Annotated in this window: 14 protein-coding genes; 11 read left to right on the top strand and 3 right to left on the bottom strand. The window is 66.5% G+C overall.

Annotation, left to right across the window (positions count from 1 at the left end):
* The first annotated feature begins 2 nt into the window (after positions 1-2).
* The gene (locus tag CQW49_RS05400) at positions 3-1634 is read left to right on the top strand and encodes an FMN-binding glutamate synthase family protein (protein WP_003608819.1); all 1632 of its coding nucleotides are present in this window, start codon (positions 3-5) and stop codon (positions 1632-1634) included.
* Between the two features lie 31 nt (positions 1635-1665).
* Here the strand turns inward: CQW49_RS05400 and CQW49_RS05395 are convergent, their stop codons facing one another.
* Complete coding sequence (locus CQW49_RS05395; RefSeq protein WP_003608820.1) at positions 1666-2772, bottom strand: metallophosphoesterase; 1107 nt, start codon at positions 2770-2772, stop codon at positions 1666-1668.
* Between the two features lie 257 nt (positions 2773-3029).
* On the opposite strand from CQW49_RS05395, the gene map reads away from it, so the two are divergent.
* The gene (gene map / locus CQW49_RS05390; protein WP_003608822.1) at positions 3030-3866 is read left to right on the top strand and encodes a type I methionyl aminopeptidase; all 837 of its coding nucleotides are present in this window, start codon (positions 3030-3032) and stop codon (positions 3864-3866) included.
* On the top strand, positions 3863-4588 hold the full coding sequence (gene radC, locus CQW49_RS05385; protein WP_003608824.1) for a RadC family protein: 726 nt from the start codon (positions 3863-3865) through the stop codon (positions 4586-4588). The genes map and radC overlap by 4 nt, the downstream gene beginning before the upstream one ends.
* Before the next feature lie 9 nt (positions 4589-4597).
* Here radC and CQW49_RS05380 read toward each other — a convergent pair whose 3' ends face one another.
* Both CQW49_RS05380 and CQW49_RS05375 read right to left on the bottom strand, forming a co-directional pair.
* Positions 4598-5095, bottom strand: coding sequence for a GNAT family N-acetyltransferase (locus CQW49_RS05380; RefSeq protein WP_024749968.1), 498 nt, complete (start codon positions 5093-5095; stop codon positions 4598-4600).
* A gap of 142 nt (positions 5096-5237) precedes the next feature.
* Positions 5238-5795, bottom strand: a complete 558-nt coding sequence (locus CQW49_RS05375; RefSeq protein ID WP_003608828.1) for a hypothetical protein — start codon at positions 5793-5795, stop codon at positions 5238-5240.
* A gap of 344 nt (positions 5796-6139) precedes the next feature.
* Here CQW49_RS05375 and crcB point away from each other — a divergent pair, with 344 nt between their 5' ends.
* The 8 genes from crcB (at position 6140) to nuoE (ending at position 12178) form a co-directional block, all read left to right on the top strand.
* Positions 6140-6520 (top strand): fluoride efflux transporter CrcB, encoded by a 381-nt coding sequence (gene crcB, locus CQW49_RS05370; RefSeq protein WP_003608830.1) that lies wholly within the window; start codon positions 6140-6142, stop codon positions 6518-6520.
* Positions 6517-7614, top strand: coding sequence for an RluA family pseudouridine synthase (locus tag CQW49_RS05365; protein ID WP_003608833.1), 1098 nt, complete (start codon positions 6517-6519; stop codon positions 7612-7614). The genes crcB and CQW49_RS05365 overlap by 4 nt, the downstream gene beginning before the upstream one ends.
* A gap of 22 nt (positions 7615-7636) precedes the next feature.
* On the top strand, positions 7637-8452 hold the full coding sequence (locus CQW49_RS05360) for an ATP12 family chaperone protein (protein ID WP_003608835.1): 816 nt from the start codon (positions 7637-7639) through the stop codon (positions 8450-8452).
* A gap of 200 nt (positions 8453-8652) precedes the next feature.
* Positions 8653-9018, top strand: a complete 366-nt coding sequence (locus tag CQW49_RS05355) for an NADH-quinone oxidoreductase subunit A (RefSeq protein WP_003608837.1) — start codon at positions 8653-8655, stop codon at positions 9016-9018.
* Positions 9009-9593: a NuoB/complex I 20 kDa subunit family protein gene (locus tag CQW49_RS05350; protein WP_003608838.1), complete on the top strand. Its 585-nt coding sequence runs from the start codon at positions 9009-9011 to the stop codon at positions 9591-9593. The genes CQW49_RS05355 and CQW49_RS05350 overlap by 10 nt, the downstream gene beginning before the upstream one ends.
* Before the next feature lie 94 nt (positions 9594-9687).
* A complete protein-coding gene (locus tag CQW49_RS05345) occupies positions 9688-10290 on the top strand; it encodes an NADH-quinone oxidoreductase subunit C (protein ID WP_003608840.1) in 603 nt (200 codons plus the stop codon).
* 71 nt (positions 10291-10361) lie between these two features.
* Positions 10362-11552 (top strand): NADH-quinone oxidoreductase subunit D, encoded by a 1191-nt coding sequence (locus tag CQW49_RS05340; protein ID WP_003608842.1) that lies wholly within the window; start codon positions 10362-10364, stop codon positions 11550-11552.
* Positions 11552-12178, top strand: coding sequence for an NADH-quinone oxidoreductase subunit NuoE (nuoE, locus tag CQW49_RS05335; protein WP_003608844.1), 627 nt, complete (start codon positions 11552-11554; stop codon positions 12176-12178). Before CQW49_RS05340 ends, nuoE begins: the two co-directional genes overlap by 1 nt.
* Positions 12179-12180: the final 2 nt, after the last annotated feature.

Here is a 12180-nt window from a genome sequence, read left to right as displayed (position 1 = left end):
CGATGCGACTGACACGCCTGCTGCTTCTGCCCTTCACGCCGCGCCTCGTCGTCCTCACCCTCTGCGTCATCGGCTTCTTCGGCTGCGCGGTCGCGGCGCGCGGCGAATGGGGGAGCCCCTGGTTCGCGCCGATGCTGGCTTTCGGCGGCTCGTGCGCGCTCGGTCTGCGCGATCTCCTGCAGACGGAGCACGCCATTCTGCGCGGCTATCCGATCAGCGGGCATCTGCGCTTTCTGCTCGAGACCATTCGGCCGGAGCTGCGGCAATATTTCTTCGAGGACAATAAGGACGGCCGTCCCTTCAGCCGCGATCGACGCGCCATCGTCTATCAGCGCGCCAAGATGAATGTCGATAAGCGGCCTTTCGGGACCGAGGTCGACGTCTATGCGGAAGGCTATGAATGGCTGCGCCACTCCATCGCGGCGCGGCCCGTGTCGCATGAGCCTTTCCGCACGCGCGTCGGCGCGGCTTGCGCGCAGCCTTATGACATGTCGTTTCTGAACATCTCCGCGATGAGCTTCGGCGCGCTCGGCGCCAACGCCATTCGCGCGCTCGCTCTCGGCGCGCGCAAGGGCGGCTTCGCGCTGGACACGGGCGAAGGGGGCTTCAGCCCCTATCACCAGGAGGCCGGCGGCGACATCGTCTGGCAGATCGCCTCGGGCTATTTCGGCTGCCGCACGCGCGAGGGACTTTTCGATCCGGATAAATTCGCCGCCGTAGCGTCGAGCGAGCAGATCAAGATGATCGAGGTGAAATTGAGCCAGGGCGCCAAGCCCGGCCATGGCGGGGTGCTGCCGGGCGCGAAGGTCACGGAGGAGATCGCGCGCATCCGCGGCGTTCCGCAGGGCGAGGATTGCGTGTCGCCGGCGACGCATTCGGCCTTTTCGACGCCGATCGAATTGCTGCAGTTTCTCGCGCGGCTGCGCGCGCTCTCGGGCGGCAAGCCCGTCGGCTTCAAGCTCTGCGTCGGCCAGCCTTCCGAGCTCTTCGCCATCTGCAAGGCGATGGTGGAGACGAAGCTCGCGCCCGATTTCATCGTCGTCGACGGCAAGGAGGGCGGCACCGGCTCGGCGCCGATGGAGTTCATGGATCATATCGGCATGCCGATGCGCGAGGGCCTCGCCCTCCTGCATCACGCGCTGATCGGGATCGGCGCGCGCGATTCCGTCCGCATCGGCGTCGCCGGTCAGATCGTCACCGCTTTCGACATGGCGCGGGCGCTGGCGCTCGGCGCCGATTGGTGCAATAGCGCGCGCGGCTTCATGTTCGCGCTCGGCTGCATTCAATCGCAGTCCTGCCATACGGGCCATTGTCCGACCGGCGTCGCGACGCAGGATGCGAGCCGCGGCCGCGCGCTGGTCGTCTCCGACAAGGCCGAGCGCGTGCGCAATTTTCATCGGGCGACGCTGGTCGCGCTCGGGGAGCTCGCCGCCGCGGCGGGGCTCGATCATCCGAGCGAGTTCGGCCCGGAGCATTTCTGCCGGCGGTTGTCGATGCGCGAAATCGCGAGCTTCGCGGATCTCTATCCGACGCCGGCGCCGGGAGCGTTTCTCGCCGGCGAGATCGATCCGCGTCTCGCCGGCGACTGGCGGCGGGCCCGCCCTGATTCGTTTCGGCCGACGCCGAACGGCTGAGACGGGCGCGCCCGTCATTTAGGCCCGGCGGTTACTGGCAGGCCCCGAGCGGGTCGATGCAAAAGGGCACGTTCACCCAGCTGAACGGCATGGACTTGCTCGGATCGATCGTCAGCTTCAGCCACTCGGCCGGCTTGGTGGTCGAGCCCTGAACCGTGACGCGGGTCAGATTGGGCGTCGGCGCCGCGTTGTGGATTTTGCCGTGCAGGCTGGTCGGATTGGCGAGCGGATGATCGGTCCCATAGACGTGGGAATCGCCGTTGATGAGCAGCACGGGCTTGTTGAAGGCCAGCGTCAACCGGGCGAGCTCCTTGACCAGAGTCGTATAATGATTGAGCCCGTCTCCGCCGGCCGCGACAGCTGAGAGATCCCACATGTCGGCCTGGACGCCGATCACCACGCCGGTCGCCTTCTCCTTGTTGGCGAGACGGAAGGCGGCCTGCAGCCAGCGCGTGTCGGCGGCGGTGCGAGCCTTAACCTCGGCCTTGCGCGCCTCGAGATTCTCGAACGTGCCCCACTTCAAGCCGTCATTGTTCGAGCCGGGCAGGTTGAGCGTAACGAACACCGTCTTGGCGTCCATCCAGATCAGGTTCTCGACATAGGCGGCGTCGGCCGGAACGGACGCATAATCGGCTTGGCTGAACACTTCCCGGTCGGCGAGGCCGAGAGTATGGCCCGGACGAGCAAAGAACAGGGAGCGGATGCTGTCGAGCTCCTTGAGCGGATCGCCGGCGGCGCCGGCCTTGGTCTTGTGACAATCGGTCCACTCATTGTCGCCTGGCGTATAGACGACCGGCGCGTGGAACTTCTGGAAAATGGCGTAGATCTGCTGGTTCCAGCCGGGAACAGACGTCTGGATCGGCGGCAGGATGTCGGCGCTGGTGCAGGGCGCGCTGCCCGAGTGAATGTCGCCGACATGCATCACGAGTTTCACGTCGGGATCCGAATTGATCGAATCGAGCAGCAGATTGGCGTTGTTCAGCAGATTGGTGTTGTAGGGCCAATCGCCGAACACGGCGATCGTGGTCTTGCTCGAATTGACGATTTGCGGCGTGATGACCTTCTCGGCCGCCGTCGCCGAGACGCCGGCGGCGAGCAGAGCCGCCGCGAGCGTGATCGAAAAGCGTTTCGCGTGCATCGAATATTTCCCCCCATCGCGCGCCGGAAGCCGCACAGCGGCGATCCGGCGCTCGGTTTCGTGAGCGCCGGCGCATTCGTCCGCGGTAGCGGCGAAGGCCCAGCCGGTCGGGCCTCTAAGTCACGCTCGTGACAGAGGGATGTCGGCGCCGGGCGCGCTCGGGGAGGGGGAGGCGCCGCGAAAGCTTCTTGCTTTGCGTGGTCAGCAGCTTAACTTATAAGCAGCGTCGACCCTGAAACCCGATGAGAGAGACATTCATGACCTTCGTCGAGTCCCGCCTCGCGGGCTCCGGACGGCGGAGCGGCCAGATCAAGCTCCATGGACCCGAGGATTTCGAGGGCATGCGCCGCGCCGGCCGGCTGAACGCCGAGGCGCTGGACATGCTCGTGCCGCATGTGCGTCCCGGCGTCACCACCAAGGCGCTCGACGATCTCGTCTTCGACTTCGCCATCTCGCACGGGGCCTATCCGGCGCCGCTCGACTATCGCGGCTATCGCAAGTCGATCTGCACCTCGATCAATCACGTCGTCTGTCACGGCATTCCGGACGACAAGCCGCTGCGCGAGGGCGATATCGTCAATCTCGACGTGACGCTGATCGTCGATGGGTGGCACGGCGATTCGAGCCGCATGTTCGCGGTCGGCGAGATTCCACGCCGCGCTCAGCGCCTCATCGACGTCACCTATGAGGCGCTGATGCTCGGCATCGCCGCGGTCAAGCCCGGCGCCACCACCGGCGACATCGGCGCCGCCATCCAGCGCTTCGCCGAGGCGGAGCGCTGCTCGGTCGTGCGCGACTTCTGCGGCCATGGGCTCGGCCGGCTGTTCCACGACGAGCCCAATATTCTGCATTACGGCGTCGCCGGCCAGGGCGTGGAGCTGCGTCCCGGCATGTTCTTCACCATCGAGCCGATGATCAATCTCGGCCGTCCGCAGGTGAAGATTCTCTCGGACGGCTGGACCGCCGTCACCCGCGACCGCTCGCTCTCGGCGCAGTTCGAGCATTCGCTCGGCGTCACCGAGACGGGCGTCGAGATCTTCACGGCTTCGCCCGCGGGGCTCGACCATCCGACAGGGTCCGCCAGCGCCTCATGACCGACCCGGCTGCGCCCAAGGCCAAAGCGGGGGCCGGCCTGCGCGAGGAGGCTCCCCATTTTCACGGGCACCGGCAGCGGCTGCGCGAGCGCTTTCTGGAAGCGGGCGACGCCGCGCTCGCCGATTATGAGCTCCTGGAGCTGGTCCTGTTCCGCGCCATCGCGCGGCGCGACGTCAAGCCGCTGGCCAAGGCGCTGATCGCGCGATTCGGCTCCTATTCCGAGGCAGTGGCGGCGCGGCCGGAGCGGCTGCGCGAGATCGAGGGGCTCGGCGAAGCGGCGATCTGCGAGATCAAGCTCATCGAGGCGGCGGCGCGGCGCCTCGCGCGCGGCGCGCTGCAGAAGCGGCCGGCGCTCTCCTCCTTCATGGACGTCCTCGATTATTGCCGCACCGCCATGGCCTATGCCGAGCGGGAGGAGTTCCGCATCCTCTTCCTCGACAAGCGCAATGCGCTGATCGCCGACGAGGTGCAGGGCGTCGGCACGGTCGACCACACGCCGGTCTATCCGCGCGAGGTGGTGCGCCGGGCGCTGGAGCTCGGCTCCACGGCGCTGATTCTCGCGCATAATCACCCCTCCGGCGATCCGACGCCCTCGACCGCCGATGTGCGCATGACGCTCGACATCATCGCCATCGCGCAGCCCTTCGGCATCGCCGTGCATGATCATCTGATCGTCGGCCGCAACGGCCACTCGAGCCTCAAGGGGCTGAAGCTGATCTGAAGGCGGCGCTCAGTCGAGCCGCAGCGCCATCAGCGCCTCGTCGAGATATTCGCCCGCCGCCGTGCGCACGGCTCGGGGCTCGGCGCCATAAGTCGCAAAGCCCCATCGCTCATAAACCCGCTGCGCGCGCGCATTGCCGGCGATGACCGTCAAAGTCACCATCTCGACGCGCCCGCGCGCCTCGCCCATCAGCGCCGACATCAGCCGATCGGCGACGCCCGCGCCGCGATAGGCTTCGCGCAGATACATGCCCCAGACGAGCGCCTTGTGCCGGGTCTTCGCGCCGGTGGAGAAGGCGAGACCGGCGACGCCGACGAGAGCGTCGCCGTCGAAAGCGCCGAAAACGGCGTCGTGCTCGAGCCGCGCAGCGACCTCTTCGAGCGAGAGGCCGGCCTCGTCCTCGGGCGCGAAGCGGAACTCGCGCTCATGCAGGCGGAAGCCCTCGAGCCGCAGCGCGTGGAACGAGGCGGCGTCGGCGCGGCCGAGCCGCCGGATGGAGATGGACAAGATCTTCCCGGTGGTGCGAGAGCAAGCTTGGGGCTCGCGGTCCAAGCTCGGCCTCTGGACCACGAGCCTTCGAGGCCCGCTCCTTATTCGATGACGCAGACCTCAAGCAAGCTCCGGACCGTGTAGCAGGCCCTCCGATCACTCAAAGCTCGATATCCTCGTCGAAGCGCTCGAGCGGCAGCAGGCGGCGGAAGCGCACCGCGAAGCCCTGGTCAGTCTGGCGGGCGACCTCGGCGATCGTCTTGCGCCCGAGCGTCACCGCGGCGCCGTCGGGAACCTTCACCTCGGTGCGCAACAAGGCGCCGCTGCGGGAGAGGTCGAGGACCTCGCAGGGCAGAGTGACGCCTTGCACCGTGAAAGTGATGAAGCGTCGCCGCGGCGTCAGCCGCTCATGCGAGCGGAACGCCGCCCCCGCCGCATGGCGCGATAGCCAGGCGAGCTGCATCGCGACATGGGCGCGGCCGCGGTCGGCGACCTCGAGGCCGACGGTGAAGCCGCCGGCGAACACCCGAATCACCGCGCCCTCGAATTTGCCCCAGCGCTCGAGATGAAGAACGATGCGCGCGCCGACATCCGGCGCATAGTCGCAGCGCAAAGCCACGACCTCCGCCGACATGTCGATCGCGCGGCAGAAATAATCGCGCCGGTCGGGCGCGGTGAAGCGGCCCTTAAAACGCGGCTCGGCGGACGCCTTCGCCACGCTCCCGGGCTCCCGCCAAGGGCTCAAACTCGACTTTCGCACGGCCGTCGCTCCACATGCGCGGCGCACGCCGGCCGCAGATGGGCCGGAGCGCGAAATGGATCCCACCGACCAGTGGGCCGGTCGGCGCGATCTCCACTCGATTCCGATCCTGCTGCTCCGGGCGCGAGCGTCACATGCCGCGCGCCGGGAACGATCGGGACTCTATCATGGCGGCACGCGAGTAAACCGGTCTTGAATCCGCTCGCCTCAATTTGAAGCCAATCGACGCGAGAGCGACGTGTCGCATGGCGGTCGGCCGTCTCGGCAGTGACGAAGCGACGCGGCTGAGCTAAAAGAGCCCTATGCGCATTCTCCTCATCTTTGTCGGCGCCGGCCTCGGCGGTCTGCTGCGACATTTGGTCAACTCGTTCTGCACGCGCGCGCTCGGCGATCATTTTCCCTGGGGAATATTTATCGTCAATGTCACCGGCTGCTTCGCCATGGGGCTGGCGGTGGGCTATCTCGCCTTCAAGGCGGGTCATGGCTGGTCGCAGTCGCTGCGGCTGTTTTTGACCACCGGCCTGCTCGGGGGCTACACCACTTTCTCCGCCTTCTCGCTGGACGCGGCCAATCTCGTGGAGCGAGGCGACATCATCCAGGCTTGGCTCTATGTCACCGGCTCAGTCGGGCTCGCCATTTTGGCGCTGTTTCTCGGCCTGTCGATCATGAGGGCGCTGTCGTGACCGTGACTTCCCCCGGCTCGCCGTCCGCCTCGCCGGTGCAGACGCTCACCGTCACCGAGGATGAGGCGGGCCTGCGGCTCGACCGCTGGTTCAAGCGGCGCTTCCCGGCGCTCGCTCTGTCTCATCTCGCCAAAATCTGCCGCAAGGGCGAGGTGCGCGTCGACGGCAAGCGCGTCGACACCGCGACTCGGCTGGAGCAGGATCAGAAGATCAGGGTGCCGCCGCTGAAGCTCGAGGCGGCCGCCGCCGCGCCGACAATTCTGCGCGCCTCGCCGGAGGATGCGCGCGCCCTCGCCGATATGACCCTCTATGAGGATGCGAGCCTGCTGGTCCTGAACAAGCCCTATGGCCTCGCCGTGCAGGGCGGCTCCGGCATGACGCGCCATATCGACGGAATGCTCGAATCGCTGGCGAAGGGCGACACGCGCCCGGTGCTGGTGCATCGGCTGGACCGCGACACCTCCGGCGTGCTGCTCATCGCGAAGAACAGGCGGACGGCGGCCGATCTCGGTGAAATTTTTCGCTCACGCCAGGCGAAGAAAATCTATTGGGCCCTGGTCGAGGGCGTGCCCAAGCCCGCGCAGGGCCGCGTTTCGCTCTATCTCGCCAAGGGCGCCGCAATGGGCGACGACCGTCCGCCGCGGCCCGGCTCCGAGCGCCGCGAAGCCGCCGACGCGCGCGAAAAAATGCGGGTGGCGCGGCACGGCGACGAGGGCGCACAGCACTCGCTCACTTATTATGCGATCGTCGAGAAGGCGGCGCCGCGCTGCGCCTGGCTGTCGATGAAGCCGCTCACCGGCCGCACCCATCAGCTGCGCGCCCATGCCGAGGCGATCGCCTGCCCGATCTTCGGCGATCCCAAATATGGCCACAGGCCCGAGGACGAGGTGCGCCGGCGCGATCCCATGCGCGCCATGCCCGAGGGGTTGGAGCGCAAGCTGCACCTTCTGGCGCGCCGCCTCATTCTGCCTAATCCCAAGGGCGGAACGCTCGACGTGACCGCGCCGCTGCCGGCGCATATGCAGACGAGCTGGGACGTGTTCGGCTTCGACGCCTCGCGGCAAGACCCCATAATGTCGGCGCCGGACGCCTGACCCGCCGCGAAAGGAGCGCCGCATGGCCGCCGACAACGACAATTTCACCGATGGCCTGTTCGTCGCCGATGCGGAGCGCAACCCGCTGCGCATCGCCGCCCAGGCCGTGCGTCCCGATCTGCCCAAGCGATTCTATGAGACGGCGGAGGTCGGCGAGAGCGGCCACGGCTTCGCCGTGCTGCTCGACGGCAAAAGTGTGAAGACGCCGGCGCGCCGGCCGCTGGCGACGCCCTGGCGAGAGCTGAGCACGGCGCTCGCAGCCGAATGGGCAGGGCAGGGCGAGCGTCTCGACCCGGTCACCATGCCTTTGACGCGGCTCGTGAATTCTTGCATCGACGGGGTTGCCGAGCGCATGGACGAGGTGGCGGCCGACATCGTCAAATACGCCGGCTCCGATCTCGTCAGCTATCGGGCCGGCGAGCCGGAAGGGCTCGCCGCGGCGCAGGCCGAGGCGTGGGACCCGCTGCTCGCCTTCGCCAGAGACCGCCTCGGCGCGCCTCTGGCCTCGACCGAAGGAATCGTTTTCGTCGCGCAGCCGCCGCAGGTGACGGAGGCCGTGGCGAGAGCCGTGCGAGACTATGCGGGCGCGGACGCCGGCGCGCCGTTCCGCCTCGCGGCCCTGCATGCGATGACCACGTTGACCGGCTCCTGCATCATCGCGCTGGCGGTCGCCCTGCGCGAGCTCGAGCTCGACGCCGCCTGGGCGGCGGCCCATGTCGACGAGGACCATCAGATGCGGGCCTGGGGCGCGGATGAAGAGGCGCTGGCCCGCCGCGCCCGGCGCTTCGACGAAATGCGGGCGGCGGCCCGAATCGCCACCGCGAGCCCGTCCGCCTGAATTGCAGGCGCCCCGCGTAAAATTTCGCCGAGGTCCGGGCCGGCGCACGCGAAGCGGGCGCAAACCCTTTGGCGCGGACGAGCTTCTTCTCTTGCTTTGATCTATACGCTTTGTTACGGAACGCGCGGCCGGACGGCGCCCCGGGTCCCGACCCCCGTCGACACGCGCGCCGCCCTCCGCCGCCAACGTCGGACACAGCCATGCCAGGCCTTCTCGATCAATATCTGCCGCTCGTGATCTTCATCGCCCTCGCGGCGATTATTTCCGGCGCGCTGCTCGTCGCTCCGTTTCTCATCGCCTTCAAGGCCCCCGATCCGGAGAAGCTGTCCGCCTATGAGTGCGGCTTCAATCCCTTCGGCGACGCCCGCATGAAATTCGACGTGCGCTTCTATTTGGTGGCGCTGCTGTTCATCGTCTTCGACCTCGAGGTCGCCTTTCTCTTCCCCTGGGCGGTCGCCTTCAAGGAGGCGGGAGCCTTCGGCTTCTGGTCGATGATGTTCTTCCTCGGCGTGCTGACCGTCGGTTTCGTCTACGAATGGCGCAAGGGAGCGCTCGAATGGGATTGATCACGCGCCAGAGCCCGACTCTCGTCGCGCCATCGGCCAAGGGCCTCGTCGATCCGCGCACCGGCAAGCCGGTCGGCGCCGACGACCCCTTCTATCTCGGCCTCAATGACGAGCTGGCCGACAAGGGCTTCGTCGTCACCGCGACCGACGACATCATCAACTGGGCCCGCACCGGCTCGCTGATGTGGATGACCTTCGGCCTCGCTTGCTGCGCGGTGGAGATGATCCAGGCGGCCATGCCGCGCTACGACCTCGAGCGATTCGGCTTCGCGCCGCGCGCCAGTCCGCGCCAGTCGGATGTCATCATCATCGCCGGCACCCTCACCAACAAGATGGCCCCGGCTCTGCGCAAGGTCTATGACCAGATGCCCGAGCCGCGCTACGTCATCTCCATGGGCTCCTGCGCCAATGGCGGCGGCTACTATCATTATTCCTATTCGGTGGTGCGCGGCTGCGACCGCATCATTCCGGTGGACATCTATGTCCCCGGATGTCCGCCTTCGGCGGAAGCGCTCGTCTATGGCGTGCTGCTGCTGCAAAAGAAAATCCGTCGCAGCGGCACGATCGAACGCTGACGCTGCGCGCCTCGCCCGAGGCGCAGAGAAACGAGGACGAAGCGAACCGACGGCGCGACGAGCCGTCGGTTTCTTCTAGCGAGGTGAGCCTTTCATGAGCGCGGAACTCGAACTGCTCGGCGAGAAGGTGGCGGCGGCCCTGCCCGGGATCGTGACCGGTCTCAAAATCGCCTATGGCGAGCTCACCATCGAGGTGGAGCGGTCGCGCTGGCTCGACGCGGCGCGCGCGCTGCGCGACGATCCGGAGCTTTTGTTCGTCAGCTTCATCGACATCACCGCGGCGGATTACCCCGAGCGCGAGCAGCGATTCGACGTCGTGACGCATCTGCTCTCGCCGCGGCGCAATCAGCGCATCCGCATCAAGACGCAGACTGACGAGGCGACCCCGGTGACTTCGCTGACGAGCCTCTATCCCGGCGCGGATTGGTTCGAGCGCGAGACCTACGACCTCTTCGGCGTGATCTTCGACGGCCATCCGGACCTGCGCCGCATCATGACCGATTATGGCTTCGACGGACATCCGCTGCGCAAGGATTTCCCGATGACCGGCTATGTCGAGGTCCGCTACGACGACGAGCGCAAGCGGGTCGTCTATGAGCCCGTGAACCTGACCCAAGAATATCGGAAGTTCGACTTTCTGTCCCCGTGGGAGGGCGTTCAATACGACCTTCCGGGCGACGAGAAGGCGAGCAAGTGAAGGGGTGAGATGAATATCCACTCGTCCTTCGCCACTCGCTATTCGCTCTTCCCCCGCCTGGGACACACCCGATGAACGACCAGAGCCTCCGCAACTTCAACCTCAACTTCGGACCTCAGCATCCGGCCGCTCACGGCGTGCTGCGGCTGATCCTCGAGCTCGACGGCGAGGTGGTCGAGCGCTGCGATCCGCATGTCGGCTTCCTGCATCGCGGCACCGAGAAGCTGATGGAGGCGCGCACCTATCTGCAGAACGTGCCTTATTTCGATCGGCTCGACTATTGCTCGCCGATGAATCAGGAGCACGCCTTCTGTCTCGGCATCGAGCGCCTGCTCGGCGTCGAGGTTCCGCGTCGCGGTCAACTGATCCGCGTGCTCTACGCCGAGATCGGCCGTCTGCTCTCGCATCTTCTCAACGTCACCTCGCAGGCGATGGACGTCGGCGCGCTCACCCCGCCGCTGTGGGGCTATGAGGAGCGCGAGAAGCTCATGGTGTTCTATGAGCGGGCGAGCGGCGCGCGCATGCACGCCAATTATTTCCGTCCCGGCGGCGTCGCCCGCGATCTGCCCGACCAGCTCGTCGAGGACATCGGCGCTTTCTGCGATCCGTTCCTGAAGGTCTGCGACGATCTCGAGGAGCTGTTCATCGGCAACCGCATCTTCAAGCAGCGCAACGCCGACATCGGCGTCATCTCGCTCGAGGACGCGTGGAAATACGGCTTCTCCGGCGTGATGGTGCGCGGCTCCGGCGCACCCTGGGATCTGCGCAAGTCGCAGCCCTATGACTGCTACGAGGAGATGGAGTTCGACATCCCCATCGGCAAGAATGGCGACTGCTACGACCGCGCGGTGATCCGCATGGAGGAGATGCGCCAATCGACCTCCATCATGAAGCAATGCGTCGAGAAGCTGCTGAAGCCCGAGAATCGCGGCCCAGTGGCGGCGGTGAACAACAAGATCTGCTCGCCGCCTCGCGCCGAGATGAAGCGCTCGATGGAGGCGCTCATCCATCACTTCAAGCTCTACACGGAGGGCTTCAAGGTGCCGGCCGGCGAGGTCTATGCGGCGGTCGAGGCGCCGAAAGGCGAGTTCGGCGTCTATCTGGTCTCGGACGGCGGCGACAAGCCCTATCGCTGCAAGATCCGGGCGCCCGGCTTCGCGCATCTGCAGGCCATGGATTTTCTCTGCAAGAACCATCTGCTCGCCGACGTCTCGGCGATTCTCGGTTCGCTCGATATCGTGTTCGGGGAGGTCGATCGCTGATGTCTACCCGTCGTCTCGCCGAGGAGCAGCCCTCGAGCTTCGAGTTCACGCCCGAGAATTTGGCGTGGCTCGAGACGCAGATCGCCAAATATCCGGACGGACGTCAGGCGTCTGTCGTCGTGCCGGCCCTGTGGCAGGCGCAGAAGCAGAATGATTATTGGCTGCCGCAAAAGGCGATCGAGAAGGTCGCGCAGACGCTCGGCATGCCCTACATCCGCGTGCTCGAGATCGCGACCTTCTACACCATGTTCAATCTCGAGCCGGTGGGAAAGTTCTACGTGCAGCTCTGCGGCACCACGCCCTGCATGCTGAGCGGCTCGGATGATCTCATCGCCGTGCTGGAGCGCCGCGTCGGCCCGCAACGCCATGTGTCGGCGGACGGCCTGTTCTCCTGGCTCGAGGTCGAATGCCTCGGCGCCTGCTGCAACGCGCCGATGGTGCAGATCAACGATGATTATTACGAGGATCTGACGGCCGAGAGCTTCGAGAAGCTGCTCGACGATCTCGCCGCTGGCCGGCCGGTGAAGACCGGCTCGCAGACGGGCCGCATCTCCTCGGAGCCGGCGGGCGGACTGACGAGCCTCACCTCTCTCTACGGCGACGGCGCCAAAGCGCAGGCGGAGTGACC

It is taken from the genome of Methylosinus trichosporium OB3b (assembly GCF_002752655.1).
In the GTDB taxonomy this organism is placed as follows: Bacteria; Pseudomonadota; Alphaproteobacteria; order Rhizobiales; family Beijerinckiaceae; genus Methylosinus; species Methylosinus trichosporium.
This window is presented reverse-complemented; position numbering and strand designations above follow the sequence as displayed.

Bases quoted from the DNA above. Each gene is read 5' to 3' on its own strand.
- CQW49_RS05400 (WP_003608819.1), top strand. From the start codon at position 3: ATGCGACTGACACGCCTGCTGCTTCTGCCCTTCACGCCGCGCCTCGTC.
- CQW49_RS05395 (WP_003608820.1), bottom strand. From the start codon at position 2,772: ATGCACGCGAAACGCTTTTCGATCACGCTCGCGGCGGCTCTGCTCGCC.
- radC (WP_003608824.1), top strand. From the start codon at position 3,863: ATGACCGACCCGGCTGCGCCCAAGGCCAAAGCGGGGGCCGGCCTGCGC.
- CQW49_RS05345 (WP_003608840.1), top strand. From the start codon at position 9,688: ATGAGCGCGGAACTCGAACTGCTCGGCGAGAAGGTGGCGGCGGCCCTG.
- nuoE (WP_003608844.1), top strand. From the start codon at position 11,552: ATGTCTACCCGTCGTCTCGCCGAGGAGCAGCCCTCGAGCTTCGAGTTC.
- crcB (WP_003608830.1), top strand. From the start codon at position 6,140: ATGCGCATTCTCCTCATCTTTGTCGGCGCCGGCCTCGGCGGTCTGCTG.
- CQW49_RS05355 (WP_003608837.1), top strand. From the start codon at position 8,653: ATGCCAGGCCTTCTCGATCAATATCTGCCGCTCGTGATCTTCATCGCC.
- CQW49_RS05340 (WP_003608842.1), top strand. From the start codon at position 10,362: ATGAACGACCAGAGCCTCCGCAACTTCAACCTCAACTTCGGACCTCAG.
- map (WP_003608822.1), top strand. From the start codon at position 3,030: ATGACCTTCGTCGAGTCCCGCCTCGCGGGCTCCGGACGGCGGAGCGGC.
- CQW49_RS05360 (WP_003608835.1), top strand. From the start codon at position 7,637: ATGGCCGCCGACAACGACAATTTCACCGATGGCCTGTTCGTCGCCGAT.
- CQW49_RS05350 (WP_003608838.1), top strand. From the start codon at position 9,009: ATGGGATTGATCACGCGCCAGAGCCCGACTCTCGTCGCGCCATCGGCC.